Source organism: uncultured Methylovirgula sp. (assembly GCF_947646745.1).
Lineage (GTDB): Bacteria > Pseudomonadota > Alphaproteobacteria > Rhizobiales > Beijerinckiaceae > Methylovirgula.
In genome coordinates this window covers 76,988-103,293 of sequence record NZ_CANSHK010000005.1, presented here as the reverse complement: position 1 = coordinate 103,293, position 26,306 = coordinate 76,988, and the positions used below count along the sequence as shown (strand labels likewise).

At 63.2% G+C, this 26,306-nt stretch carries 20 protein-coding genes and 1 pseudogene; 7 read left to right on the top strand and 14 right to left on the bottom strand.

Translation table 11 applies throughout. The features are described 5' to 3' along the window. Positions 1 to 215 (top strand): annotated as a pseudogene (locus tag Q0025_RS02780) (DEAD/DEAH box helicase); the annotation flags it as partial. 1 nt (position 216) lies between these two features. On the opposite strand, the gene Q0025_RS02775 reads toward Q0025_RS02780, so the two are convergent. The 7 genes from Q0025_RS02775 to Q0025_RS02745 are packed head-to-tail and all read right to left on the bottom strand — an operon-like array spanning position 217 to position 7,157. Beyond that, positions 217 to 609 (bottom strand): iron-sulfur cluster assembly accessory protein, encoded by a 393-nt coding sequence (locus tag Q0025_RS02775; protein ID WP_297295783.1) that lies wholly within the window; start codon positions 607 to 609, stop codon positions 217 to 219. 53 nt (positions 610 to 662) lie between these two features. After that, positions 663 to 1,100, bottom strand: a complete 438-nt coding sequence (locus Q0025_RS02770; protein WP_297295781.1) for a DUF59 domain-containing protein — start codon at positions 1,098 to 1,100, stop codon at positions 663 to 665. Further along, the gene (locus tag Q0025_RS02765; RefSeq protein ID WP_297295779.1) at positions 1,093 to 2,331 is read right to left on the bottom strand and encodes a cysteine desulfurase; all 1,239 of its coding nucleotides are present in this window, start codon (positions 2,329 to 2,331) and stop codon (positions 1,093 to 1,095) included. Before Q0025_RS02765 ends, Q0025_RS02770 begins: the two co-directional genes overlap by 8 nt. Then, positions 2,328 to 3,656 carry a Fe-S cluster assembly protein SufD gene (sufD, locus tag Q0025_RS02760; RefSeq protein ID WP_297295777.1) on the bottom strand — a complete coding sequence of 443 codons (1,329 nt, stop codon included), beginning with the start codon at positions 3,654 to 3,656 and terminating at the stop codon, positions 2,328 to 2,330. The genes Q0025_RS02765 and sufD overlap by 4 nt, the downstream gene beginning before the upstream one ends. Positions 3,657 to 3,659: 3 nt before the next feature. Further along, entirely contained in the window at positions 3,660 to 4,412 is a 753-nt protein-coding gene (sufC, locus tag Q0025_RS02755; protein ID WP_297295775.1) for a Fe-S cluster assembly ATPase SufC, read from the bottom strand. Positions 4,413 to 4,446: 34 nt separating this feature from the next. Further along, the gene (gene sufB, locus Q0025_RS02750; RefSeq protein WP_297295773.1) at positions 4,447 to 5,931 is read right to left on the bottom strand and encodes a Fe-S cluster assembly protein SufB; all 1,485 of its coding nucleotides are present in this window, start codon (positions 5,929 to 5,931) and stop codon (positions 4,447 to 4,449) included. Positions 5,932 to 5,981: 50 nt separating this feature from the next. Beyond that, on the bottom strand, positions 5,982 to 7,157 hold the full coding sequence (locus Q0025_RS02745; RefSeq protein ID WP_297295771.1) for a cysteine desulfurase family protein: 1,176 nt from the start codon (positions 7,155 to 7,157) through the stop codon (positions 5,982 to 5,984). Positions 7,158 to 7,445: 288 nt separating this feature from the next. On the opposite strand from Q0025_RS02745, the gene Q0025_RS02740 reads away from it, so the two are divergent. Continuing rightward, positions 7,446 to 8,138 (top strand): alpha/beta hydrolase, encoded by a 693-nt coding sequence (locus Q0025_RS02740; protein WP_297295769.1) that lies wholly within the window; start codon positions 7,446 to 7,448, stop codon positions 8,136 to 8,138. Between the two features lie 32 nt (positions 8,139 to 8,170). Here Q0025_RS02740 and Q0025_RS02735 read toward each other — a convergent pair whose 3' ends face one another. Further along, on the bottom strand, positions 8,171 to 9,226 hold the full coding sequence (locus Q0025_RS02735; protein WP_297295767.1) for a sensor histidine kinase: 1,056 nt from the start codon (positions 9,224 to 9,226) through the stop codon (positions 8,171 to 8,173). Positions 9,227 to 9,416: 190 nt separating this feature from the next. On the opposite strand from Q0025_RS02735, the gene Q0025_RS02730 reads away from it, so the two are divergent. Further along, complete coding sequence (locus Q0025_RS02730) at positions 9,417 to 10,169, top strand: Crp/Fnr family transcriptional regulator (protein WP_297295765.1); 753 nt, start codon at positions 9,417 to 9,419, stop codon at positions 10,167 to 10,169. Positions 10,170 to 10,273: 104 nt separating this feature from the next. Here Q0025_RS02730 and Q0025_RS02725 read toward each other — a convergent pair whose 3' ends face one another. Together Q0025_RS02725 and Q0025_RS02720 are read right to left on the bottom strand one after the other, a co-directional pair. Then, entirely contained in the window at positions 10,274 to 10,840 is a 567-nt protein-coding gene (locus Q0025_RS02725; RefSeq protein ID WP_297295763.1) for a carboxymuconolactone decarboxylase family protein, read from the bottom strand. Between the two features lie 72 nt (positions 10,841 to 10,912). Then, positions 10,913 to 12,022, bottom strand: a complete 1,110-nt coding sequence (locus Q0025_RS02720; RefSeq protein ID WP_366939379.1) for an anhydro-N-acetylmuramic acid kinase — start codon at positions 12,020 to 12,022, stop codon at positions 10,913 to 10,915. A gap of 182 nt (positions 12,023 to 12,204) precedes the next feature. Between Q0025_RS02720 and Q0025_RS02715 the strand changes: the two genes are divergently transcribed. Next, positions 12,205 to 12,858 carry a ParA family protein gene (locus Q0025_RS02715; RefSeq protein WP_297295759.1) on the top strand — a complete coding sequence of 218 codons (654 nt, stop codon included), beginning with the start codon at positions 12,205 to 12,207 and terminating at the stop codon, positions 12,856 to 12,858. A 54-nt stretch (positions 12,859 to 12,912) separates the two neighbouring features. Beyond that, the gene (tyrS, locus tag Q0025_RS02710) at positions 12,913 to 14,169 is read left to right on the top strand and encodes a tyrosine--tRNA ligase (protein ID WP_297295757.1); all 1,257 of its coding nucleotides are present in this window, start codon (positions 12,913 to 12,915) and stop codon (positions 14,167 to 14,169) included. 32 nt (positions 14,170 to 14,201) lie between these two features. On the opposite strand, the gene Q0025_RS02705 is transcribed toward tyrS, so the two are convergent. Further along, positions 14,202 to 17,774 (bottom strand): AsmA-like C-terminal domain-containing protein, encoded by a 3,573-nt coding sequence (locus tag Q0025_RS02705; RefSeq protein ID WP_297295755.1) that lies wholly within the window; start codon positions 17,772 to 17,774, stop codon positions 14,202 to 14,204. 212 nt (positions 17,775 to 17,986) lie between these two features. Between Q0025_RS02705 and Q0025_RS02700 the strand changes: the two genes are divergently transcribed. Both Q0025_RS02700 and Q0025_RS02695 read left to right on the top strand, forming a co-directional pair. Continuing rightward, the gene (locus tag Q0025_RS02700) at positions 17,987 to 18,460 is read left to right on the top strand and encodes a peroxiredoxin (protein ID WP_297295753.1); all 474 of its coding nucleotides are present in this window, start codon (positions 17,987 to 17,989) and stop codon (positions 18,458 to 18,460) included. 75 nt (positions 18,461 to 18,535) lie between these two features. Beyond that, entirely contained in the window at positions 18,536 to 19,897 is a 1,362-nt protein-coding gene (locus tag Q0025_RS02695; protein ID WP_297295752.1) for a M23 family metallopeptidase, read from the top strand. 476 nt (positions 19,898 to 20,373) lie between these two features. Here Q0025_RS02695 and dprA read toward each other — a convergent pair whose 3' ends face one another. From dprA to dnaE, 3 genes are all read right to left on the bottom strand, one after another. Then, a complete protein-coding gene (gene dprA, locus Q0025_RS02690) occupies positions 20,374 to 21,579 on the bottom strand; it encodes a DNA-processing protein DprA (RefSeq protein WP_297295750.1) in 1,206 nt (401 codons plus the stop codon). Next, a complete protein-coding gene (plsY, locus tag Q0025_RS02685) occupies positions 21,576 to 22,187 on the bottom strand; it encodes a glycerol-3-phosphate 1-O-acyltransferase PlsY (RefSeq protein ID WP_297295799.1) in 612 nt (203 codons plus the stop codon). The genes dprA and plsY overlap by 4 nt, the downstream gene beginning before the upstream one ends. Before the next feature lie 165 nt (positions 22,188 to 22,352). Then, a complete protein-coding gene (gene dnaE / locus Q0025_RS02680) occupies positions 22,353 to 25,817 on the bottom strand; it encodes a DNA polymerase III subunit alpha (RefSeq protein ID WP_297295797.1) in 3,465 nt (1,154 codons plus the stop codon). Positions 25,818 to 26,306 lie beyond the last annotated feature (489 nt).

Here is a 26,306-nt window from a genome sequence, read left to right as displayed (position 1 = left end):
GCGCGCGCGAGCAGCACGGCAAGCGTCCGCACGACGCCCCGCAGGCGCCGAAATCGAACGGTCATACGACGAAACCCGAGCGCGGCCATCGGCCGGAGCGCGGCCAGTTTCGCGATCACGACGATCGGCCCGTAGTCGGCATGGGCGATCACACGCCGAGCTTTCTACTGCGTCCGGTGAAATTGAAGCCGCGGGTCGTCGAAGAGGCGGAGTAAGTCAGCCGGCCGCGTTGGCGCGGCGGGCTTCTTCGATCTGCGCTTCGCTGGCCGGCGCCAGCGCGACGGATTCGCCGCAGCCGCAGGCGCCCGTCTGGTTCGGGTTGTTGAAGGTAAAGCCCGAGCCGATCCTATCCGTCTGGAAATCCATCTCGGTGCCGAAGAGGAACATCAAGGCCTTCGGATCGATGATGATCTTGACGCCCTTGTCTTCGATCACTTCGTCATAGGGGCCGATCTCCGCGGCATAGTCGAGCGTATAGGACATGCCGGCGCAGCCGCCGTTCTTGACACCGATGCGCAGCCCGGCGATCGGCCGGTTGCCGATCAACGTACGGACCCGATCAGCCGCCGCTTCGGTCAAAGTCATAATCGGAAACTTGGCTTTCGCCATCGTCATCTCCTTGGCGCTCCAGCATCATATAGGAATGCGGGTGCCTCTTCGCATCAATAGAAGTCGAGCGCGATCCGTGCCTGGGTCGACATCCGGCTTTGGTCCCAGGGCGGATCGAAGACCATGTTGACTTCGACCGAGGAGACGCCGCCGACCGCGCCGACCGCGCTCTCGACCGATTGGATCAGTTCGCCCGCGACAGGGCAGCCCGGCGCCGTCAGCGTCATGTCGATCAGCACTTTGCGGCTGTCGTCGAAGACGGCGCAGTAGATCAGCCCCAACTCATAGATGTCGCAAGGGATCTCCGGGTCGTAAACGGTCTTGAGCGCGGCGACCGTCTCTTCGGTCAGTCGGGCGCGCTCTTCCTGCGTAATGGCCGGCGCGAAGAACCATTGCGGCTCGTTCGGCGAAGTCGGTTCGATGGCCGCGGTTCCGGCGGGTGCGGGCTGCACGGCCGGGCTCTGCGCTTCGGTAATCATATCCTCAGGCAAAGAGACCCTCCGCCTTCTGTAGCGATTCGATGAACTTATCGACCTCTTCGAATGTATTGTACATGGCGAAGGAGGCGCGGCATGTCGAGGTCACCCCGAAGCGCGTCAGCAGCGGCTGCGCGCAATGCGTCCCGGCTCGGACGGCCACGCCATCGCGGTCGATAATGGTCGCGACATCGTGCGGATGCGCGCCCCGGAGATTGAAGGCAAGAATTGCGCCCTTGCCGTTGGCGCGGCCGAAGACGCGCACCGAATTCAGCCGCGAAATCCGCTCATGCGCATAATGGCTCAGCGCCGTCTCATGGGTATGGATCCGCGCCCGGCCGATGTCGCGCATATAGTCGAGCGCCGCGCCGAGGCCGACCGCCTGGACGATCGGCGGCGTACCGGCCTCGAAGCGATGCGGCGGATCGTTGTAGGTCACGCGATCCTTGGTGACCTCGTTGATCATCTCGCCGCCGCCAAGGAAGGGCGGCAGTTTCTCCAGCCATTCCTTCTTGCCGTAGAGCGCGCCGACGCCGGTCGGCCCATAAAGCTTGTGGCCGGTGATGGCATAGAAATCGACATCGAGGTCGCGCACATCGACATCGAGATGCACGGCGCCCTGGGCGCCGTCGACCAGCACCGGAATGCCGCGGGCGTGCGCGATCGTCACGATCTCCTTGATCGGCGTCACGGTGCCCAGCACGTTCGAAAGATGCGTGATAGCGACGATCTTGGTCTTCGGCGTCAGCGCTTTTTCGAACGCATCGAGCGAGAAATTGCCCTCGTCATCGACATCGACCCATTTCAGCACCGCGCCCTTGCGCTCGCGCAGGAAATGCCAGGGCACGATATTGGCGTGATGCTCCATGATCGAGAGGACGATCTCATCGCCCTCGCCGATGAAACGCTGACCGAACGACGAGGCGACAAGATTGATCGCCTCCGTCGCCGACTTGGTGAAGACGATTTCGTCGATGCTTCCGGCGTTGAGGAAGGCGCGCACGCTCTCGCGCGCCGCCTCATAGGCCTCGGTCGCGGCGTTGGCGAGATAATGCAGGCCGCGGTGGACGTTGGAATATTCGTTATAGGTCGCGTGGACCATGCGATCGACGACCTGCCGCGGCTTTTGCGCCGAGGCAGCATTGTCGAGATAGACGAGCGTCTTGCCGTAGGGCTTGAGATCGAGGATCGGAAAGTCCCGGCGGATCTTGGCGACATCGAGCGGCGCGGCGACATGTTCGTTCATGCCTCGGCCCTCCCGGCAAGCCAGGCGGCAACATCGGTGCGATAATCCGCGATGAGGTCTTCATCACCGATCTCGTCAATGAGCTCGGCGGCGAAAGCTTCCAAGAGCAGCGCCTCGGCCTCTTTCGCCGGCAGGCCGCGCGATTGCAGATAGAAAAGCTGATCTTCGCCGAGACCGCCGATCGTCGCGCCGTGGCCGCAGGCCACATCGTCGGCAAAAATCTCAAGCTCCGGCCGGCTGTTCATCGTCGCCGCGTCGCTGAGCAGCAACGCCTTGGCGAGCATGCGCCCGTCGGTCTTCTGGGCGATGCGGTCGACGACGATCTTGCCCTGGAAGACGCCGGTTGCTTCCTCATCAAGGATATAGCGGAAATTCTGCCGACCTTCGCAACCCGTCGCCGCATGGCGGACGAAGAGCGTGGTGTCGGCGTGTTCGCGCCCGCGCAACAGCGAGACGCCGCGCAGCGAAGCTTTCGCATCGGCGCCTTCGAATCGCTTGTAGATCTGCCGGCGCACAAGCCCAGCCCCCGTAATAAGCGCGAAGCTGTCGAACTGCGCCCTGGCGCCGAGCTTCGCCAGGAACGTTTCGAGACGCAGGCTGTTCGGCTCTGTGCCGGTGAGCGACAGGCTATGCGCGACATGAGCATCATCCCCAACTTCGACGATCAGCACATTATTGGTCTGGCCGGTGCGGCCCCCCTGCCCCAAGCTGATTTCATTGAACCGGAACCTTGCCCCGGCGCCGACGCGCACGAGCGAGCGCGAAAACCGCGCCGCGGGCTCGGACGCTACGGTCGCATAGACGATATGGAAAGGGGCTTCGTGCTTCGTGCCCGGTGCGACGTCGATGACGAGACCGTCCTGCATCAAGGCCGCATTGAGCGAGACCATCGCGTCGTCGGCCTCGGCCCAGGCGGCGGCAAGGCCTTCGATCAGCGCCGGCGTGCCTTGCGCCAGCGCCGCCGCGACCGACATCACTTTGATGCCGGCCGGCAATGGCCCTGACAATTCCGGGACAAAGATGCCATCGACCAGCACCAGCCGCGGCGATGGCAATTTACCGGCCTCGGCGGACAGCTTGGCAATCTGCTGATCCGTCGGGATCGGCGCGAGCGGCAGCGCCCGGCGCATCAGATTGCGCAAGTCGGTATAGTGCCAAGCTTCGATGCGGCGGTTGGGCAGGCCGGCGCGGGCAAAGGCCGCGAAAGCCTGCGCCCGCTGTTCGGCAACGGCCGGATTGCCCGGCAGGTTGGCCTTCGCCTCGCGGAACGCTTCGGCCAGCGCGTTTTCCGCAGCCGTCGGCGTGGGAATGACTGGAATGCTCATGGCCTATGCCACTTCTGCTTCGACGTAGTCGCGGTAGCCGTTCTTCTCGAGTTCGAGCGCCAGCTCCTTGCCGCCGCTGCGCACGATGCGCCCGCCCGCCATCACATGCACTTTGTCCGGCACGATATATTCGAGCAGGCGCTGATAATGGGTGATGACGAGGAAGCTACGCCCCTTGGTTCGCAAAGCGTTGACGCCATCGGCGACGATCCTGAGGGCGTCGATATCGAGGCCCGAATCCGTCTCGTCGAGAATGGCAAAGCGCGGCTCGAGAAACGCCATTTGGAAAATATCCATGCGCTTCTTCTCGCCGCCGGAGAAGCCGACATTGACGGCGCGCTTCAACAGGTCGGACTTGATGTCGAGCTTCGCCGCCGCGGCATTCACCCGCTTCATGAAATCGGGAATCGAAAGCTCGGGCTCGCCGCGCTGCTTGCGAATGGCGTTGAGCGTCGCCTTCAAGAAGGTCATCGTCGTGACGCCGGGAATCTCGACCGGATATTGAAAGGCGAGAAATACGCCCCTGGCAGCGCGCTCGTCGGGCGAGAGGTCGAGGATGTTCTCGCCGTCGAGCAGCACTTCGCCCGAAGTGACTTCATAATCCGGCTTGCCGGCGATGACATAAGAGAGCGTCGACTTGCCAGAGCCGTTCGGCCCCATGATCGCGGCAACTTCGCCGTCGGCGACGGTGAGATTGAAGTCCTTGAGGATTTCGCGGTCGCCGATCGACACGCTCAAATTTCTGACGTCCAACATGATTGTGATCCTTGCAACGAGAGGCGCGGGCTGATCAGCCGACGCTGCCTTCAAGCGAAACCGCGATCAGCTTCTGCGCTTCGACGGCGAATTCCATCGGCAATTGCTGCAGCACGTCGCGGACGAAGCCGTTGACGATCAGCGCCGTCGCCTCTTCGGCGTCGAGCCCGCGCTGCATGCAATAGAAGAGCTGATCTTCGGAGATTTTCGAGGTCGTCGCCTCGTGCTCGAACTGCGTCGAGTGATTATGTGCCTCGATATAGGGCACCGTATGCGCGCCGCAGTCATTGCCGATGAGCAGCGAGTCGCAATTGGTGAAATTGCGCGCGCCCGTCGCCTTGCGGTGCGACGATACCTGACCGCGATAGGTGTTCTGCGAAGCCCCGGCGGCAATGCCCTTCGAGATCACTCGGCTTGTCGTGTTCTTGCCGAGGTGGATCATCTTGGTGCCGGAATCGACCTGCTGATGGCCGTTCGAGATGGCGATCGAATAGAATTCGCCGCGCGAATTGTCGCCGCGCAGGATGCAGGACGGATATTTCCAGGTGATCGCCGAACCGGTCTCGACCTGTGTCCAGGAAATCTTCGAGTTCGCGCCGCGGCAATCGCCGCGCTTGGTGACGAAATTATAGACGCCGCCCTTGCCTGCGGCATCGCCAGGATACCAGTTCTGGACCGTTGAATATTTGATCTCGGCATCATCGAGTGCAATCAGTTCGACGACCGCCGCATGCAACTGGTTCTCGTCGCGCTTCGGCGCCGTGCAGCCTTCCAGATAGGAGACGTACGCGCCCTTGTCGGCGATGATCAGCGTGCGCTCGAACTGGCCGGTGTTCTTCTCGTTGATCCGGAAATAGGTCGAAAGCTCCATCGGGCAGCGCACGCCCGGCGGCACATAGACGAACGACCCGTCGGAGAAGACGGCCGAGTTCAGCGTCGCGAAGAAATTGTCGGTCGGCGGCACGACGGAGCCGAGGTACTTGCGCACCAGCTCCGGATGCGTTCGCACGGCTTCCGAGATCGAGCAGAAGATCACGCCGGCCTTGGCCAGCTCTTCCTTGAAGGTCGTGATGACCGAGACCGAATCGAACACCGCATCGACCGCGACGCGGCTCGACGCCTCGGCTGCGCCTTCGACGCCGGCGAGGATCGCCCGCTCGTTCAGCGGAATACCGAGCTTCTCGTAGACCTTAAGCAGCTCGGGATCGACCTCGTCGAGCGACTTCGGCCCCGCGGCGGTCTTCGGCGCGGCGTAATAATAGAGCTCTTGATAAGGGATCGGCTCGTAAGCGACCCGCGCCCAGCGCGGCTCCTGCATCGTCAGCCAGCGGCGGTAGGCTTCGAGCCGCCACTCGGTCAGCCATTCCGGCTCATTCTTCTTGGCCGAAATGAAACGGACGATGTCTTCGTTGAGCCCCTTCGGCGCCTTTTCCGATTCGATCTCGGAGAAGAAGCCATACTTATATTCACTCACGTCGATCGACTTGACGCGATCGATCGTTTCCTGCACCGCAGCCATTCTTCTCTCCTCACCTCGGCGGTTTCAAGGACCGCTGGTTCAGACTTCAATTACGCGGCGGGCTTCACCCGCTTTGACCGGATCGTTTCGACCGCCTTGGCGAAGGCGATCCGAAACATGTCCACATCGTCCTCCTTGGAACTCCAACCGAAGCTCACCCGGATCGCCCCTTCCGCCAAGGCGGACGGCACGCTCATCGCCTCAAGTACATGCGAGCGCTTGACCTTGCCCGAAGAACAGGCGGACCCGGACGAGACCGCGACGCCTTCGAGATCGAGCGCCATCAGCAAAACCTCCGCCCCCACGCCGGGCACCGCGAAATTCGCGGTATTCGGCAGGCGAGCGACGCCAGCGCCAAAGAACACAACATCGGGCGCACTCACCAGCACATCCCGCTCCAGCCTATCGCGCAGCTTGGCCGATCGGGCAATCTCAATCGCCCCAGCCTCGGCCAGACTCTCCGTCGCAGCGGCAAAACCGGCGATCGCCGCGACATTTTCGGTCCCGGCGCGCAGCCCGCGTTCCTGGCCGCCGCCCCGAACGATCGTATCCGCAATATGATGCCGGCCGGCGGCAAAACAAAGGGCGCCTGCGCCTTGCGGCCCCCCGATTTTGTGGGCCGAAAGCACCAGAATATCCGCGCCGAGCGCAGCGAAGTCACAGGCCGCTTTGCCTGCCGCCTGGACGGCATCGCAGACGAGCGCGCCGCCGGCGGCCTGGACGCGCCCCGCAGCCGCGGCGACCGGCTGCAGCACGCCCGTCTCGTTATTGGCGGCCTGGAGCGCCAGCAGGACCCGACGCCCCGCATGGCGCGCCAAAGCCGTATCGAGCGCGGCGAGATCGAGGACGCCATCGGGCGTCAGCGGCAGTTTTTCGACGGCCGCCGCAGGGAAGCGATGGCCTTGCAGGACGCCGGCATGTTCCCCCGCCGAGACCAGGAGCACATCGAAGGGCGCCTTGTTGCCGTCAAGCTCAAGCCCGGGCGTGAGCGCCAGATTGAGCGCTTCCGTGGCACCCGAGGTAAAATAGACATTCTTGGGCTGGGTTTTGACGAAGCGGGCGAGGCTTTCCCGCGCCGCCTCGATCAGGGCCCGGGCGTGCCGGCCTTCGCGATGCACCGAAGAGGCATTACCGCCCTGCCCCAAGGCGGCCACCATCGCCTCGCGCGCGGCCGGCCGCAACGGAGTCGTAGCATTATGGTCGAGATAGGCGCGTGCCCGCGTCAAAGATCAACCCTTCCGTCTGGCTCGACGCGAATCGAAAAAGCCCGCAGCCAAGTCAAAATATCAAGCCAAAATAATTGCAATCCGTACGGCCGGACGTGTAGATGAAGCCCCTGATTTGCCGACAGGCCCAGATAGCAGGCCCGGCAAGGTGCCGAAACGGTTAGAACAATTCTAACTCCAGACTATGTGGTCGGTGGCTCGTTCGTCAAGCAAACCCACGGAAAGGCTCGATTGTGCCGGCTGCATGCCGCGCCTGAGCCAGTGCCGCCAGAAGCTTTAGGAGACGGAATGCCCGAGGTTATTTTCAACGGCCCTGCGGGGCGTCTTGAGGGTCGCTTTCATCCCTCGACGCAGCGCGGCGCGCCCATTGCGATCATTCTGCATCCGCATCCGCAATTCGGCGGGACGATGAACAACCAGATCGTCTACAATCTCTATTATGCTTTCGCCGAACGCGGCTTCTCTGTGCTGCGCTTCAATTTTCGCGGCGTCGGCCGCAGCCAGGGCGCTTTCGATCACGGCCAGGGCGAACTCTCCGATGCCGCCGCGGCGCTCGACTGGGCGCAGACGATCAATCCGGATGCACGCGCCTGCTGGATCGCCGGCGTCTCCTTCGGCGCCTGGATCGGCATGCAGCTTTTGATGCGCCGGCCGGAGGTGGAAGGCTTCATTTCGGTGGCCCCGCCGGCCAACCGGTTCGATTTTTCGTTTCTCGCGCCCTGCCCGTCGTCGGGCCTCTTCGTCCACGGCGATCAGGACCGCGTCGCGCCGCTCAAGGAAGTCACCGGCCTCATCGAAAAGCTGAAGACGCAGCGCGGCATCACGATCGAACATGCGGTGATCCCGGGCGCCAACCATTTCTTCGAGAATTGCGTCGAACCCTTGATCGAGGAAGTCTCGATCTATCTCGACCGGCGCCTCGGCAATCCGCCGAAACTGCCGACGCCGACGCGGGCGGAACCCGGCGACCGGCCGAGCTAAAGCATCGGACCGCAGCCCCGGGCGCCGTCGCGCTAAGCCTCGAAATTGACGATCAGCGTCGTGCCTTGCTTGGATGGCGATGCCTCAAGCTGGCCGGCGAGCTGGACGGCCATTGCCCGCATGATGACAAAGCCGCTGCTCGCGGCCTCGGCCGGGTCGACAGGATAGGGAAGCCCGCGGCCGTTGTCGGCAATCGTCAGCTGACAGCGTCCGGCGGCCGTGCGGCGCAGATTGACGGCAATGGTGCCAGCCTGGTTCTCACGGAAGCCGTGTCTCAGCGCATTGCCCACAGCCTCGCCGACCAGCACCGACAATGCGAGCAGCTTATCAGGATCCTTGATATCGACGTCGTCCGCTGTCGTGCAGCGAATGTCGTGCGATGCGGCAAGGCCCACCTGGAAGTCGGCGCAGAGCAGACGCAGATATTCCGCCATGCCCTGCCCGCCCAGGGCGTATTCGCTCAGCCGACGGTTGATCTGGCTCAGCTCGACGACCCTCTGGCGCGCATCGTCGATGATCCGCGCAGCGGAACCGGGGTCCGAGCGTAGCTTTATCTTTTGCAAGGTCAGAAGACTCGCGACGGCCTGCATATTCGTCGTCATGCGACGCTGGAGCGAGGCGAGCCGCTCTTTTTCGAGGCTCAATTGCGCGATCGTCTCGGCATATTGCAGCCGCAGGCGCATGCGCTCGCTTCGCGCCGCTTGGACAGCGAAAACGGACGCCGCGGCGACGACGGCATAACTCAAGAAGGGCAGCGCGACCCTCGCATCGAATAGGCCCAAGCAGCTCCCAAGAAAGTGGCTCCCCAGAAGGTGGCGCCCTGGCAAATGCGGCCCGGGCCAGGCGAAATGAAAGACGCACGCCGCTGAAACGACAGCGGCCAAAGCGCCTGGGCCCGCCCCACCATAGAGTGTCGCCAAGACGACCGCCGGCAGATAAAATAACAGCGGAAACGGGTAAAGCACCGGCTGCAAGGCAATCTGTAGCAAGGCCGCAGCGGTCGTTATGATGAGGGCTGCGAGATAGCCGCGGCCAAGCGCTATCCTTTTCTTACTCAGGCCGCCGCTTAAGAGATCGACAATCGGCATTCCAGTCCTCAATTCGCTCGGACCGGCGCGCTTAGGCTTTCGCCGCGTTGCCGTCATTTAACTTTGACATAAGCGCAATCCCTCGGGCGGGAGGGCTTGCTTCCGGCGCGATTTCACCGCTTTTTATGCGGCTTCGTCGCCTCTTCATGCAGCGTTTTGGACGCTGGCGGCGTTGGATCGGGGATATGTGATGAATGCCGTGAGTCAGAGTGCGATGACGATTGCCTGCGCCAAATGTCCTTTGCGGTCGCTGCCGATCTTTGGCGAACGGACTCTGCTCGATGCGAGCACCGTGCAGGCCTTCAAGATCGGCGAACTCACCGTAGCGCCCGGCGGTACGATCCTGCTCGAGCACGCGCGCGCGAGCCATTTGTTCACCGTCCTGTCCGGCTGGGCTTTTCGCTATAAGACCTTCGAGGACGGCCGCCGGCAGATCATCAATTACGCACTGCCGGGAGATTTCCTCGGTCTGCAAGCCTCGATGTCGGAAGTCATGGGGCACGGAATCGAAGCGCTGACCGATTCCGTGCTCTGCGTTTTCCCGCGCGATAAGCTTTGGAGCTTCTTCGCTGCCGACGCGCAGCTTGCCTATGACATCACCTGGCTTGCTGCGAGCCAGGAGCGCACGCTCGATGAGCAGATCGTCTCGCTCGGCCGCCGCACCGCGCTCGAGCGCGTCGCTTACCTTCTGTGGCATCTGTTCGACAAAGCGCGCGAGCTCGGCATGACGAAGCGCAACCGGCTTGATCTGCCGATGCGGCAAAGCCACCTCGCCGACACGCTCGGCCTCTCGGTCGTTCACACCAACAAGACGCTGCAGAAGCTGCGCAAGGAGGGCTCGATCGAGCTCGACGAACGGACCTTGCGCGTCGTCGACGAAGAAGCCTTGAAGAACTTGGCGCGGGTCGATGAAGTTGAAAACATCCCTCGCCCGCTGATCTAGAGCATCGGAGCGAAACGTGCGAACCGGTTCGGATCAATCCAATGCGATTGAAAAGGCGAGGAGCGCAGGACGATTCAATATGACCATCAGCGCTCCAGCGGCGTTCATACTTCTGGCACCGGAATATCGAACGTGTTGAGCGTGATCGAAACGAGCGCATAAAGCCCGACGAGATAGGATAATTCGGCGGCGCCATGCGGGCTGAAGGCTTGCAACGCCGTCCGGTAGGTCAATTCCGGCAACGTGCCGCCATTGACCAAAGCACTGGCGAAATCATAGGCGATTGCTTCCTCGCGCGTGAGATCGACCGGCCGCTCACCGGCGACGATTGTCGCGATTTTCTCGTCCGACAGGCCGCGCATTTCGCCGACGAGCACATGCGCGTAAAGCTCATAGGCCGATTTGAAATGCGCCCCGGTGACGAGAATGGCAATCTCGCGGACATTGCGCGGCAGCGACGGCTTGTCGGCAAGTGCGCGGACAAGGTCCCAGCTCGCTTTGCCGAATCTGGGCTCGGTCAGCCATGCCGTCCACGGCCCGATCAAGGCGCCGTCGTCGCGGATCGCGGTGAAGCCCTTAAAATTCGTCTCGATGCCCTGCTTCATATCCTCATAAAGCGGGCGCTGCTCGGGGGTGAGCTCGGCGGGCGGAATGGGGGTCAAGCGCGGCATGGCAGCTCCTTGCAAATCGCGGCCAAACGGCCGCTCGCACGATGCACACCAATCTTATTGTTTATGTGGCACTCAATCGGCGCCGGCGATGATTCCGCCGGGCATCGGTTCGGCGACGCCGGTCGTTGTCGGAAACGTGATCGGCAGATTTTTCAGCCGGCGAACGGCGAGATAGGCGAAAGCCTGGGCTTCCATGGCATCGGCCGACCAGCCGAGCCTTTCGGCGAGGATCATTCCGCACGGCAGATGCTGCATCAATTGCCAGCGTAAAGTGAGATTATGCGCGCCTCCGCCGCTGAGCACGACGAGCTTCGGCTGCTTCGGCAAATGCTCGATCGCCCGGGCGATACTCGAGGCGGTAAACGCGGTGAGCGTCGCGATCGCATCGGGCAATGGCAAAGCCGCGACGCGCGTGCTCGAGAAGGCATTGCGGTCGAGCGATTTCGGCGGCGGCAGAGCGAAATAATCATGCGCCAGCAGGTCCGCCAAAGCGGCGTGATCGATCTTGCCGGCGGCCGCCAACGCGCCGCCTGCGTCCATCTTTTCTCCGGCACCCGAAAACATCATGTCGTCGATAAGCGCATTCCCCGGCCCCGTGTCGAAGGCAATGGGCGGCCCGTCATCGACATAGGTGAGATTGGCGACGCCGCCGATGTTGAGCACGGCAATGGGGCCGCCAAGTCCCTCGGCGAGAACCAAGGCTTGATGATAGACGGGCACCAGCGGCGCGCCCTGCCCGCCCGCTGCCACGTCCGCGGCGCGAAAGTCATAGGCGACCGGGCGGCCGATCGCGCGCGCGAGGCCGGCGCCGTCGCCGATCTGCACGGTGAAGCGCGCGTCCGGGCGATGGATCACGGTCTGGCCATGAAATCCGATAATGTCGATCGACGCCGCATCGATCGTTTCGGCGGCGAGAAAATCGCGGATCGCTTCGGCATGACGCGCGGTGACGCGCGCCTCGGCTTGCGCCAGGACACCCGGCCGCGCCGCGCGCGCGGCAGGATCGGGGGGCAGCTTTTCCGCCTCCGCCAAAGCGGCGCGCAGAAGCGCGCGATCCTGCTCGTCATAGGCGAAGGAACGCGCCGGCCCGGGCGAGACATGCATCGCACCGTCGGTATCGATGATCGCGACATCGATGCCGTCGAGCGAAGTGCCGCTCATCAATCCCAGCGCGCGCGCCACCGCTCTCTCCCTTCCGCCGATTGAGTCGTCCATTATGGCAATCCACCGCAAAAAAGCGATGGGCCAAGGCCAAAGGCGAAAAATACTTGCGTCGGGCGAGCGATCGCCCAGTATTTCAGTCTGCGGCACACCGCCGGGTCCCGCTCTCATCGAGCAATAAGAAAAAATATTGGGGCGTTGGCATGAAGAAGGATCTCAGTCTCGTTTCCTTTGTCGGGCAGAAAGGCGGCGTCGGCAAAAGCAGCCTGGCGCGGCTTCTCAGCGTCGCGGCGGCGCGGTCGGGCCGCAAGGTTCTGCTCGCCGATTTCGACCTCGAACAATTGACCTGCGTCGAATGGAACGCCGCGCGGCTGCGCCGCAACGTCGAGCCGGAGCTTGACGTGCGGCCCTTCAAGAGCCTGAAAAAGCTCCGCAAAACCGAGGAGAGCTTCGATCTCATCATCGCCGACACGCGCGGCCTCGCCGATGATCTGACGAAAGAGGTCGCGGAGGAAAGCTCGGTCGTCTTCCTGCCGACCGGCACCTCAGTCGACGATCTGCGCCCTACGCTGGGGCTCGCCCGCCGTCTCGCCCGCCAAGGCGCCGATGGCAAGATCGCTTTCATCCTGTCGAAGACCGGCCGCTCCGACCGGCAGATCGCCCAGGCGCAACAAAAGATCGAGACGGAAGGCTTTCCGCTTCTCCCCGCGGCCTGGGGCTTGCGCGATGGCCTGCAATCGGAATTCGACACCGGCGGCACCGGCCTCGAAGCCGCGAACCATTACCTGCGCGAGATCGCCGAAAGTGCCAGCGCCGCCATGCTGAGGCGGGTGTTCGGAGAGACGGCCGGCTCTTGACGCGGCGGCGGTGCGGATTAGGTTCGCCCGCGCTATTCAAACCCGCAGGTCTCCGTGTCCGACGCTTTTCGCCCGACGTCCGAATTTCTCCGCGTGCTCATGCAGCGCGGCTTTCTGCATCAATGCTCCGACCTCGCGGGTCTCGACGAAAAGGCAAGCAGCGGCGATCTCGTCGCTTATATCGGCTTCGACTGCACGGCGCCGTCGCTGCATGTCGGCTCGCTCGTCCAAATCATGATGCTGCGCTGGCTGCAGAAGACCGGCGGCCAGCCAATCGCGCTGATGGGCGGCGGCACGACGCGCGTCGGCGATCCGTCGGGCAAGGATGAAAGCCGCAAGCTTTTGACCGAAGCGGCAATCGAAGCGAACAAGGCCGGGATCAAGCAGATCTTCGCAAAGTTCCTGACCTTCGGCCAAGGCCGGCACGATGCGATCATGGCCGACAATGCCGACTGGCTGCTCGGCCTCAACTATATCGATTTCCTACGCGACGTCGGCCGGCATTTTTCCGTCAATCGCATGCTGGCGATGGATTCGGTCAAGCTGCGGCTCGAACGCGAACACGAGCTCTCCTTTCTCGAATTCAACTACATGTGCCTGCAAGCCTATGATTTCGTCGAGCTCAACCGGCGCTATGGCGTCACGCTGCAGATGGGCGGCTCCGACCAATGGGGCAATATCGTCACCGGCATCGATCTCGGCCGCCGGCTCGGCACGCCGCAGCTCTACGCACTGACCTCGCCGCTGCTTGCGACCGCATCGGGCGCGAAAATGGGCAAGACGGCGCAGGGCGCGGTTTGGCTCGATGCCGCCATGCTGTCCGTCTACGATTATTGGCAATATTGGCGCAATTGCGAGGACGGCGACGTCGCCCGATTCCTGAAGCTTTTCACCGAACTGCCGCTCGATGAGATCGCGCGCCTCGCGGCGCTGCGCGACGCCGAGATCAACGAAGCCAAGAAAGTCCTCGCGACCGAAGCGACCGCCATGGTGCATGGGCGCGAAGCCGCGGAGCAAGCCGCCGAAACCGCACGTCAGACGTTTGAAGACGGACTCGCGGCCGCGAGTCTGCCAAGCGTCCATGTTGCGCGGCTTGAAGACGGGCTTGGCGTGCTCTCCGCCTTTGTCCAGGCCGGCCTCGTCGGCTCGACCGGCGAGGCGCGCCGGCAGATCAAAGGCGGCGGCCTCAAGGTCAACGATGCGACCATCATCGACGAACGCGCGACGCTTGGCCCCGGCGACCTCGTCAACGGCGCGATCAAGCTCTCGCTCGGCAAGAAGAAGCACGTTCTGCTGAAGCCGGCCGAGTGATCTTCGCGAGTGATCTTCGCGAGTGATCTCGATTATTGGCCGCCGTCTTCGCCCGGCGGCGCCGGTGTCTCCGGCGAATTATCCGGATTCGTCAGATCGATCGAGCCGAAAATCTTCCGCAAGATACCCGGCGCAATCGAGAACGGATTGATGTTCAGCGTCGGTTTCCGCGGCGACCCGGTAATGTGATAATTGACCGCGAAAAGGCCTTCGTGCGCGCCGCCGGCAAGCAGGCCGAAGAACGGGATCTTGGTGAAAAAGTTATTCACGTCGTAAGCCGGAACGAACGTGCCTTGCAGATCGACGCGGCTCGCGGCGAAATCGAGCCAGCCATTGGCGGTGACGCCGATCTGCGAGCCGTAGATGATGCCGTCGCTGATGTCGAGGCGGCTTTCGGCACGCTGGAAATTGACCTGCAATTTGCGGAACGGCACCGCGTCCGGGTCGAACTGCGGCGTGCCGCTTTGCTCGCTGTTGCGCGGCACTTCCTCGGTTACGAGGCGCCGCAAGGCGGGTTCGTCGGCGAGAATAAAATCGCGCACGATCAGCGAGCCGGCCATCGCGTCATTGCCGAGGCGCATCGCGACATTGAGCGTGCCGCCCTTCATGTGTTTGTAGAGATCGATGAAGGCAAGCAGACCGCCGGCGTTGTCGGTCGTCAGATCCAATTGCGGCGACGGCGTACCGGCATGGTCGAGATGGCCGACGATCGTCGTCTGATGGCCAAAGCGGCCGGTGAGCGCGAATTGTTTCAGCGCGTCGCCGTTTTTGACGAGATGCAGATCAACATTGCTCATCGACACTTTGTTGAAGCCGACCAGGTTCTGCGCCTTCATCGCGACATCGATGTTGAGGTTGGATGTCGTCTTGGCCAGCATCACATGGGCGACGGGCTTCGTCTTCGCTTTATGCGGGGGGCCTTCTTCGCCGTCGAGTTCCTCGGCGTGGGTCAAAGTCAGCGTCTTCAAGAACGGCCGCCCGTCGAAAGACGCGGCATGGATCGCAACCTTCACCGTATCGCCGGTTTTTGCGAGTTCGACATGCGCGTCGTCGCCCGGCGAGAGCCGCACTTCTGTGAGCCGCGCCGAAAACTGCGTCGCATCGTCCGGCGCACCGATCTTGACCGAGCCTTTGATGACCGCGCCGCCGGCTTCGACGAGGAGCTGATCAAGCGTGGTCGTATGGTCGTCGTTGACCGACAGATTGAAGCTCGACTTGCCCGGCCGCCCGGCCGGCTTGGTGATGCCCAGTCCGTCGATTTCCGCCTTGCTCAGATCGACGTCGATTTGCGCCTTGAGCGGCCCCGTCGCACCGAGCGGCGCGGTGATATGCATGCCGACCGGGCCCGAGAGACCGGGCAAAACCGCAAGACCCTGCTTTGCCCGCGCGGCATCGTCCATCGTTATCCCGATGACGGCCTTGCTGATCGTGGCGCCGACCGGCCGGGTCACGTCGATGTCGGCCAATCCGCCGAGGCAATGGCCTTTGCCCCAGGCGTGCAGCCCATCGTCGTTGACCGTGATCCTGAGTGCGCCGTCGTCGAGGTTCTGATCGCCGAGCAGTTTTTCGGCAGAAAATTGCGTCGCCATGGCATCGACGTTGAGCTTGAAGTCCTTTTTCGGATCCGCGCCCGGGCCGAGCCGCAGCGCGATACCAAGCAGGCCGTCGATGTGACCCTTCAACCGACTGCTATCGACCGGCAGGGAAACGAAAGGCTTCAACGCGTCGTAATTGAGCAAGGCGCCGACCGCGGGCACATCGCCGCTGACATGCGCCGAGAGTTCCGCCGGCGTCGGCCGGATCTCGGCATGTGCGATATGGAAACTGCCTTGCGAAAGGTTGAGCGTGCCCGAGTCGCCGACCCGCATGCTGCCGCTCGTCGCGGTGAAGGTCGAGGTGCGCCCGGTGATATGGCCGACGCCGGCGACATGTTCGAGCGGCGGCACGCCCTTGAGGAAAGTGAGAGAACCTTCAGAAACCGAAAAATCGATGGCGAGCGCCGGATCGGGCGGCGGATATTGATGATGCATATGCTCGATCATCTGCGCATCGACATTCATCCGCAGCGTGCCATGTTCGATCGTGCCGCCCTTCACATGGGCGAGGAACCAGGCGCGAATGTCGGCGGCCATGAAGGACGGCCAGAGCCGCATGACGACGGTCGCCGGCGTCGGCGCCAGCGAAGCGCCGAGGCTCATATGCGGCCCGTTTTTCCAATCGACGACGCCGGCCATGGCGAAGCCATTGTTCGGTCCGCTGAAGGCGAAACGGTCGATATTGAAGACCTTGTCCTCGAGCGCGAGACGGCCCTGGAAATCGATATGGTCGAAGAAAATCTTGTCTTCGCCGGGCCGCTCGGTGCCGAAGACGCCGCGTTGCGAATTGGTGAAATCAATCAGCCAGGGATCGCCCTCTTGGATGGGCGGCGTGATCGCGCCGCGGACCGCGAGATCGGTTTCGCCGGTGCGCACGCGCGTGTTATCGATGATGATCTGCCGCGCCGCACCATCCCAATGAAAGGCCGCGTCGATGGAATCGACCAGACGCGGCTCGTCGTTGGGATCATCGAAGCGCAGATAGCCGGGATCGAAATGGACATTGCCGTCGACATCGGTCAATTGCCCCTTGGCATCGAGTGCAACGGTCAGCCGGCTCGAGACCGGCATGTCGAAATCCGCGCCGATATCGCGGGCGCCGCCGACGAGCGAGATTTCGTCGATCGAAATATTCTTGAAGCCGAAGTCGAGCCGGCGGTCGGCGCCGGGTTTGCCCGCGGCCCGGGCCGAAACCGACCAGGGCCCGTTCGGCCCCTGCGCTGACAGGTCGAAATTGGTGCCGCCGTCGGCCTTGGCGAGCGAAAGCTGCAGGCCCTCGTAAAGCTTGGTCTGTTTGTTAAGCTCGTCTTCGATGACGAAGCGGCCTTGCGAGATCGCCACGCGATCGATCGCCGTCACGGGGCTGTTCGGCCGCGTCGCGATGTCCATGAGAAGCCGCATGGCCGCCGCAATGCGTTTGACCGCCAGCGAGCGCTGGCGGGCCGCGCCCGCAGGCCCCGTGACTGGCCCGGGAAGGAGCGTATCGGCGGGCGTCTTCGCCATGGCGGCGCTGAGCCCGAATAATGGCAGGTTTTGCCTTTGGCCATTGCCGGCGGAAACGGCGAGCGAGCCGTCGGCCAGCAAGACGAGGCGCACTTCGATGCCGAAGACTTCGAGCCGCTTCGGCACGACTTTGCCGTAAAGCAGCGGGACGAGATCGACGGAAATTTCGGCCCGCGGCGCCGAGATGATCGTCGTGCCGGAACGGCTCGTCAGCGTCAGATTGTCGATCGCGAGCGTCGGCCCCAACCCATGTGTCGTCACCGAAACACGGCCGAGCTTGAACGCGTAAGCAGGCCCGATCCGGGCATTGAGCGCTTCTGTGATGCGCGTGCCGAGGCCGGCGATGGCGATCGGCCCCTTGGCCGCATAAAGCGCCACAAATCCGGTAATCAGTGCAACGATCAAGACAAGGCCGGCGGCCGAGCCGACGAGGCGCCGCGTTAGCCAGGTCAGAAGTGTGAATTGCGGCCGCAGCGGCCGGCGCAGGACGGCGGCCGTACGCCGCATGTCCCGCTCGGCCAGAGACTCTCCGGTCCGCCGCAGGTTGCCGCCCCTATCGTCGCTGTGATCGACCAAATCGCAGTGGCCTTTCGGCAACAGGCTAAACTGGAATGCCGACTCGTACCCGAATATACGGGACTTGTCGAAAACCCACGCGGTTTCGACGCGGCCGGCTCGCGCAAGCGTTTGCTGTTTAATGAGACGAAAGGAAGGCGGAGATGGGCAGGAAACCGGGCCCTGGCGATAAAGCGCCTGATTTCGAATTGCCTGATGATTCAGGTGGTTCGAAGAGCCTCCGCGATTTCGCCGGTAAAGCGCTGGTGCTTTACTTCTACCCCAAGGACAATACCGCGGGCTGCACCCAGGAGGCGATCGATTTCAATGGCCTCAGAAAAGCGTTCGCCAAAGCCGGCGCGGCGATCCTTGGCGTTTCGCCCGATTCGACCGCGAGCCACGCCAAATTCAAAAGCAAGCACAAGCTTGCTCTCGACCTCATCTCCGACGAATCCCGGGCCATGCTCGAAGCCTATGGCGTTTGGACGGAGAAGAGCCTCTACGGCCGTAAATATATGGGCGTCGAACGCACGACCTTCCTGATCGCGCCGGACGGCAGGATCGCCGATGTGTGGCACAAGGTCAAAGTTGCCGGACACGCCGCAGCGGTGCTCGCCGCCGTCGAAGCCCTCGCATGAGCCGTCCGCTTTAGGGGATGTTAACCTTAACGGTGTCTTATTGGAGCGTTCTCCCGCTCTGCCCGAGTCCGTTGCATGCATGTCCGTCACGCTCACATTGGCAAGACGCCGCATGGCAATCGGCTGATTCTGAGCTTCGCCTATCGCTCGCATGCACGCACCTTCGCCCTGCCGCACCTTGCTGCGTTGATCGTGTTTGTGCTGGTCCCCATCATCGCCATCATCTACCTCGCGGCGACCTGCTATTTCATTTTTCATGATGACGTCCTCGCCGGCCTGATGCAGCGCCAGGCCGACATGCAATACGCTTATGAGGACCGCATCGCCGCCTTGCGCCGCGATGTCGAGAACGCCAACCAGCGGGCCGATACCGAGACCAGTGATTTCACTGCGCGGCTCCATGCCCTTGCGCAACGCCAGGACCAGGTCGAAAGCCGCACGGCCCTCATCGCGGCCTTCGCCGATCGTGAGCGGCAAATCGGATTGCCGCCTGTCGCCGGCGATGCAGCGCCGGCCAATGCGGAGATCGCGCCTGCGGCAGCCGCGCCGCCGAGTGCCGCCGAAGTCTCTGTGCCGCCCCATGACGGCAAGCCGCATCCGGACGGTTTTGACCTCCGATTGCAGGACGGCCCGCATCCGGCCCTGCCCTTCAGCACCAGCGATGCCGCGCCGGCTGGCGCAACCGATGCGTGGGCGCCAGACGATATCATGCGCGCGCTGTCGGCGCGCTACGACCATGCCGACGCCGCCGATCTCACCTTGCTCAATACGCTCGAAGCCCCGGCTGACCGGCTGACCCATCGCGTACGCGAGACGCTGGCGGCGCTCGGCCTTTCGGCGCATCGTTTCCGCATGCCCGCACGCGGCACCGCGCACGCCGACGAAGATGGCGGCGTCGGCGGCCCGTTCGTACCTCTGCCCGCAGTCGCAGATGGCTCGCCTTTCGCCGCCGCCGCCATGCGGTTGCAGAGCGCGCTCGCAACAGCGGAGGATCTCAAATCTGTTCTGCCGCACGTGCCGCTGAAGGCGCCACTGCCCGGGGCGCTCGCGATTACCTCGCCGTTCGGTCCGCGCATCGATCCCTTTCTCGGCCGCGCCGCCCTTCATACGGGCGTTGACCTGCGCGGCGTCTACGGCGATGCGGTCCATGCGACCGCGCCGGGACGCGTGACTTTCGCGGGCTTTATGGGCGGCTACGGCAATCTCGTCGAAGTCGACAATGGCGACGGGCTTGCGACCCGCTATGCGCATCTTTCAAGCATCGATGTCGTCCAAGGCGAAACCGTCGCAGCGGGAACCGTCGTCGGCCATATCGGCGATACCGGCCGCGCCACGGGTCCGCACCTGCATTACGAAGTACGCATCGACGGCCAGCCGGTCGATCCCGAGCGCTTCCTGCGTGCCGGTGCGGTGCTCCAATCCGCCATGGCGCTTTAGCTGCCAAGCCGCGTCAAAGCTGCGCAGCAATGGCTTTGATTCCCCGACGAAATCGCGACCGAATTTCGAGCGGAACTCCGCGTTCGGTCCGCGATTGACCTCCGCCAATAGCGCTAGGAGGAACGAACGATGAAATACCTTATTCTCGCAGCAGCCTTATCGCTGGTTTCGCCCGGCATCAGCTTGGCGCAAACGAGCGCGCCGAGTTCAAACCCAGCCGCTCATTCGCCCCCCGCGACATCGCCGAATCAGCCGGTGGGCTCAAGCATGACGGAGCAGGGACAAGCCAAGCCTTGTGCGTCGCAAGCGAGCGGCACCAGCGACCGCGGCGGCGGCAGTGAGAAAACCTCGACGGCCTCGGGTGGCTCGGAGAGCAATCCCAACGGTAAGGTCGGCTCGGGGGCGTGCTAGTCGCGATACAATGATCTCCTTGCCGGGCTTCGGCCCGGCAAGGCGGTACAGTTCGCCGAAAAGATTCAATTCACCAAGCTGACGTACTCGCCGCCGCTGCGCGCCAGCCGCCCGGCGAGTTCAAGTTCCAGCAGAATTGCGCGCGTCTCGCGCATCGACAGATTGGCGACACGCGCCAGCTCGTCGATCGACACCGGCGAAGGCCCGAGCAGAGCCATCAGCCGCGCTTGCGGCGTGGCGTGATCTTTCCCTGTCAAGGCGACAACGCGACCGGATTCCGCTGCATCGGCCGCGCCGTTCGGCGCGGGCGCGACGTCAGGCAGATCGAGTTCGTCCCATAAAGGCGCCTCCGGCACGGGAGCCGAATTGTCGGAAAAAAGATTTGTCCGGTCGGCAATCTGCCGTGCCAGGGCTTCGACCACGTCTTCGGCCGACGTGCAGAGGGTTGCTCCGTTGCGGATCAGATCATTGGTGCCCTCGGCGCGCGGATCGAGCGGCGAACCGGGAACGGCAAAAACTTCGCGCCCCTGCTCGGCGGCAAAACGTGCCGTAATGAGTGAGCCGGAGCGCCGCGCCGCCTCGACGATGACGACGCCATTGGCGAGGCCGGAAATAATCCGATTGCGGCGCGGAAAATCGCGCCCGCGCGCCTCCCAGCCGAACGGCATTTCGCTCACCGCCGCACCACACGCCAGCAACGACTCGAGAACCGCTTGATGCTCGGCGGGATAGATGCGGTCATGGCCGCCGGCGAGCACCGCGACCGTGCCGGCCTCGCGACTTGTCTGGTGGGCGCGCAAATCAATGCCTCGCGCCAGACCCGAAACGATGACAAAACCCGCCTCGGCAAGGCCGCGGGTAAGCCGTTCGGCAAAGGCAAGACCGGCGGCCGAGGCATTGCGCGAACCGACGATCGCCACGGCCGGACGCTGCAGCACCGGCACATGTCCACGCAGCGCAATCAGCGGCGGTGCCGTGTCGATACGGCTCAATCGTGCCGGATAATCCGTCTCACCCACGGCGACCAAGACCGCGCCGCATCGCGCCGCAGCCTCCAATTCGCGTTCGATGTCTTCGATCGCGGCAATCTTCACCGGCCGGCCGCGCGGCATGAGCCGAGGCAACGCCGCAAGCGCGGCGCCGGCGCTGCCATAACGATTGATCAGCGCCCAGAACGTGCGAGGGCCGATGTTTTCGCTGCGCCACAGCCGCAGCCAATCAAACCGTTGTGCGTCGGAAAGCTTCGTCCTTGTCGCCCCGCCCGCGGTCATGCCTTGTCGCCGAGCGGCTTGGAGGCGCCGATCTTCGATTCGGTTCCGGCCAGAAGCCGCGCGATATTGGCACGGTGCAGAGACCAGAGCAGGACCGCCAGAAGACCGTACAGAATGGCGACATCGCGGCGTCCATCGATCAACAGCGCCACCGGCGTCGCAGCACTGGCAACGAGCGCGCCCGCCGAGGAATAGCGTGTCGCCGCGGCGACGCCGAGCCACAGCGCAATGAAGATCAGGGCGACGTGCCAATCGAGGCCGATCAAGCAGCCGAGAAAGGTCGCGACGCCTTTGCCGCCCCGGAAACCGAGCCAAACCGGAAAGACATGGCCGAGGAAGGCGCCGGCGGCGGCGAAAAGCGGCGGCAACCCGGGCGCAAACGCCGACACGATGAGGACCGCAGCAAGCCCCTTGAGCGCGTCGAGCAGCAAAGTGGCGGCGGCGAGATCCTTTCGTCCGGTCCGCAGAACGTTGGTCGCGCCGATATTGCCCGAGCCGATGCTGCGCAGATCGGCGGTTCCCGCGAGCCGCGTCAGCAAAAGACCGAAGGGGATCGAGCCGCAGGCATAGCCGACGATAAGCGCAAACACGGAACTCAGCACGACGATCCACCCCAAAGAAAGGCGCCAAATTAGCCGGACCCTGCACTCCCAGCAACTGCGCGAGAAGTCCGGCGCCTAGACGGTCGGACGCTCAAATTGATCGGCGCTCTTAAGTCTTTCTCATCGCATCGGATCTGTCCGAAAACCGCTTCGCACTTTTCGGTCCGATGTCTAGACGTGCTCGACGTTGAGAATGCCGGGGATCGCCTTCAAGGCCGCGGCGACCTGCGCATTCGCCGGATACCGGCCGGGCAATTTCATCTCCACCTCCCCAGCCGCCGTCGTCAGGACGAGCGACACTTCGCCCTCGCCGCGTCCCGCAAGTCCGCGCGCGATCGACGGCAAAGGTGCCGGATCGCGGAGGAAGACGCGAAGGCCCTTCTGGCGCCGGCTTGCCGCCTGGTCCAGCGGCTCGACCGAAATGATCCGCGCCCGCACGTCCTCTCCCTCGACGCTGGCCTGGAGCGCGACGAGAACCGCGGCGCCTTTTTCCAGCAGGTCGCGGTACTGATTGAGCCCCTCCTGGAACAGGATGGCCTCATACTGGCCCGACTGATCCGACAATTGCACGATGCCCATTTTATTGCCGGCCTTCGTGCGCCGTTCCTGCCGGTCGAGCACAACGGCAGCGAGACGGTCGGCCGAGGCGCCCTGTTTCACCGCGCGGGCAAAATCGCTCCAGCGCCGCACGCGCAGCCGCTCTAAAACCGCACTGTAAGCATCAAGCGGATGGCCGGAAAGAAAGAAGCCGACGGATTCGAACTCGCGGCGCAGCCGCTCCGCCAACGACCAGCTTTCGGTTTTGATTCCGACCAGCGGATCGACGCGATCGGTGTCGAAGAGGCCCGATTGCCCCGCCGCCCTTTCATCAGCGCGTCGATGCGCCAAAGCCAAGATCGGCTCGATCGCGGCGGCGACGCGGGCGCGGTCCGGCGCGAGCGCATCGAAAGCACCGGCGGCGGCGAGACATTCCAGCATGCGCTTGTTCAGATCGCGCGCGGAAATCCGCTCGGCGAAATCGGCGAGATCAGCGAAGGATCGGCCGCCGCGCGCCGCGACCAAAGCCGCCGCCTGGCCGTCGCCGACGCCCTTGACGGCGGAGAGCGCATAGAGAATCGACTGGCTGCCGTCCGCCTGGGTCGCCACTTCGAAATCGACGCCGGAGCGATTGACCGAGGGTGGCTCGACTTTGATACCGAGGCGGCGCGCCTCGTTGCAAAATTCCGCCAGCTTGTCGGTCGAGCCCTTGTCGAGCGTCATCGACGCGGCCAGAAACTCAACCGGATAATTGGCTTTCAAATAAGCCGTCTGATAGGTCAAGAGCGCGTAGGGCGCCGAATGCGATTTGTTAAATCCATATTCGGCGAATTTTGCGCAGGCGTCGAAGATCTTATCGGCATCGGCTTTGGAAAGGCCGCGTTCGACCGCGCCGGAGACAAAGCGGCCGCGCTGGGCGTCCATCTCCGCCTTGATCTTCTTGCCCATCGCCCGGCGCAGGATATCGGCCTGGCCGAGGCTATAGCCGGCGAGATCGCGGGCGATCTGCTGGACCTGTTCCTGATAGGTGATGACGCCGAAGGTCTCCCTGAGGATCGGCTCCAGCTTCGGATGGAGATATTCGACCGGCTCGTCGCCGAGCTTGCGGGCGCAATAGACCGGAATATTCGCCATCGGCCCAGGCCGGTAGAGCGCCACGAGGGCGATCAGATCCTCGAACCGGTCGGCGCGCATCTCGACCAGCGCCTTGCGCATGCCGGCGCTTTCAACCTGGAACACGCCGACGACTTCGCCGCGTCCCATCATCTCGTAGGTCTTGCGATCATCGAGCGGAATTTCAGCGAGCTCGACCGCGATGCCGCGCTGCTTGATCAGCCGCACCGTCTTGTCGAGCACGGTCAAAGTCTTGAGGCCGAGAAAGTCGAATTTGACGAGCCCCGCCGGCTCGACCCATTTCATATTGAACTGGGTCGCCGGCATATCCGATTTGGGATCGCGATAAAGCGGCACCAATTCTTCGAGCGGCCGGTCGCCGATAACGATACCGGCCGCATGCGTCGAGGCATTGGAATAGAGACCTTCGAGCGTCTCGGCGATCTTCAAAAGCCGCGCAACGCGCGGCTCCGCCTCGGCCACTTCGCGCAGGCGCGGCTCGGATTCGATCGCCTGTTTCAGGCTGACGGGTGCTGCGGGATTCTGCGGCACCAACTTGGCGAGCTTATCGACTTGGCCGAGCGGCATTTCGAGGACGCGGCCGACGTTGCGCAGCACGCCGCGCGCCAGGAACGAGCCGAAGGTGATGATCTGCGCGACCCTGTCGGCGCCGTAACGCGCCCGCACATAGCGGATGACTTCGTCGCGCCGGTCCTGACAGAAATCGATATCGAAATCCGGCATCGACACGCGCTCGGGATTGAGAAAGCGTTCGAAAAGAAGACCGAAGCGGAGCGGATCGAGATCGGTGATCGTCAAGGCATAGGCGACGAGCGAGCCGGCACCGGAGCCGCGCCCCGGTCCGACCGGAATACCGTTCTTCTTGGCGAATTTGATGAAGTCCGAGACGATCAGGAAATAGCCCGGAAACTGCATCTTGATGATGACGTCGAGCTCGAAGGCGAGGCGGGCGCGGTAATCCGTTTCGCCGAGGCCCGGCGCGAGACCGCGTTTGGCGAGCCGGGCCGCAAGGCCTGCTTCCGCCTGGCGGATGAGCTCGGCGGCCTCGCTTTCGCTGTCGCCCGCAGTACTTGAGAAGCGCGGCAGGATCGGCTTGCGGGTCAGCGGCCGGTAGGCGCAACGCAAGGCGGCCTCGACGCTGTTCGCCAAAGCCTCCGGCAGATCGGCAAAAACAAGCGCCATTTCGGCGCGTGTCTTGAACCGATGTTCGGGAGAAAGCTGGCGCCGCGCCGCCTCACCGATGACCGTGCCCTCGGCGATGCAAAGCAAAGCATCATGCGCCTCATAATCGTCGACCCCGGCAAAATAGGGCTCGTTACTGGCGACGAGCGGCAAGGACCGATGGAAGGCAAGATCGATCAATTGCGGCTCGACCTCGCGCTCCTGGGCGAGGCCATGGCGCTGCAATTCGATATAAAGGCCGCCGCCGAAACATTGCTGCAAAATATCGAGGCGGCGCTCCGCCGCCTCCGGCCGCCCCAAAGCGAAACAACGATCGAGCGGGCCATCCGGGCCGCCCGTCAGCGCCAGCAAGCCATCGGTCCGCGCCGGGAGCGCGGCGATCGGCAAATGCGGCAGATCGCCCGGCTCGGGATTGAGCCAAGCCCGCGATGCAAGATGCATGAGATTGCGATAGCCCGTCTCATCTTTCGCCAGCAGCACGATTCCGGCGCGCCCGGCGCCTGTCTCGTCACCGCGCGGTGAAAGCCGACTGCCGTCACCGAAATCGAGGGTCAGTTCGATGCCGATGATCGGTTGCACGCCCTCTTTGGCCAGCTTTTCGGAAAATTCGAGCGCACCGAACAGATTGTTGCTGTCGGTTATGGCCAGCGCCGGCATGGCATCCGCCACCGCGAGCTTGGCCAGCTTGCCGATCGAGAGCGCCCCCTCGCGAAGCGAAAATGCACTATGGACGTGCAGATGGACGAAGCCGACAGCGGCCGCGACCGAGGCGAGTTCCGGCACCAGAAGCGGTGCAGGCGCCGCGCCGCCGCCTGCGGCTTGATCAGCGAGGGGGAAATCCAAGAATCCGCTCCAGCGTCGGGATAAGTCGGCGCAAAAGCCGGCGGCCGCAGCTTAATCGCTCAGCGCCGCATCCGCGCCGCCCCGTTCGGTCTCTCAACAGATTTCAGGCTGCGCCCAAACTCCGGGCCACAACGGCAATGAACGCAACGAAACAGGTCAGCGAAACGAGTTCTGCCGCATCGACGAGAAAAGGTATCATAAGCATCCCCAAAGAACGTCTTATGTTCCTTTTTTATTCCTATTATGTTCCTTCGTCAAGCGGCCTAAAAAATCTCCCCCCGCAAAGATTGGACAATAGTGCTGCTCAATCATTGGGTTGGCGGAAATGCGTGCTTTGTTCCTGTTCTATCCCGTTGTTAATTCTGGGGAAATCACAAAATCTTTAAGGAACTTTTCGGAAAATGTCACATCGAATTGGCATGGGATTGG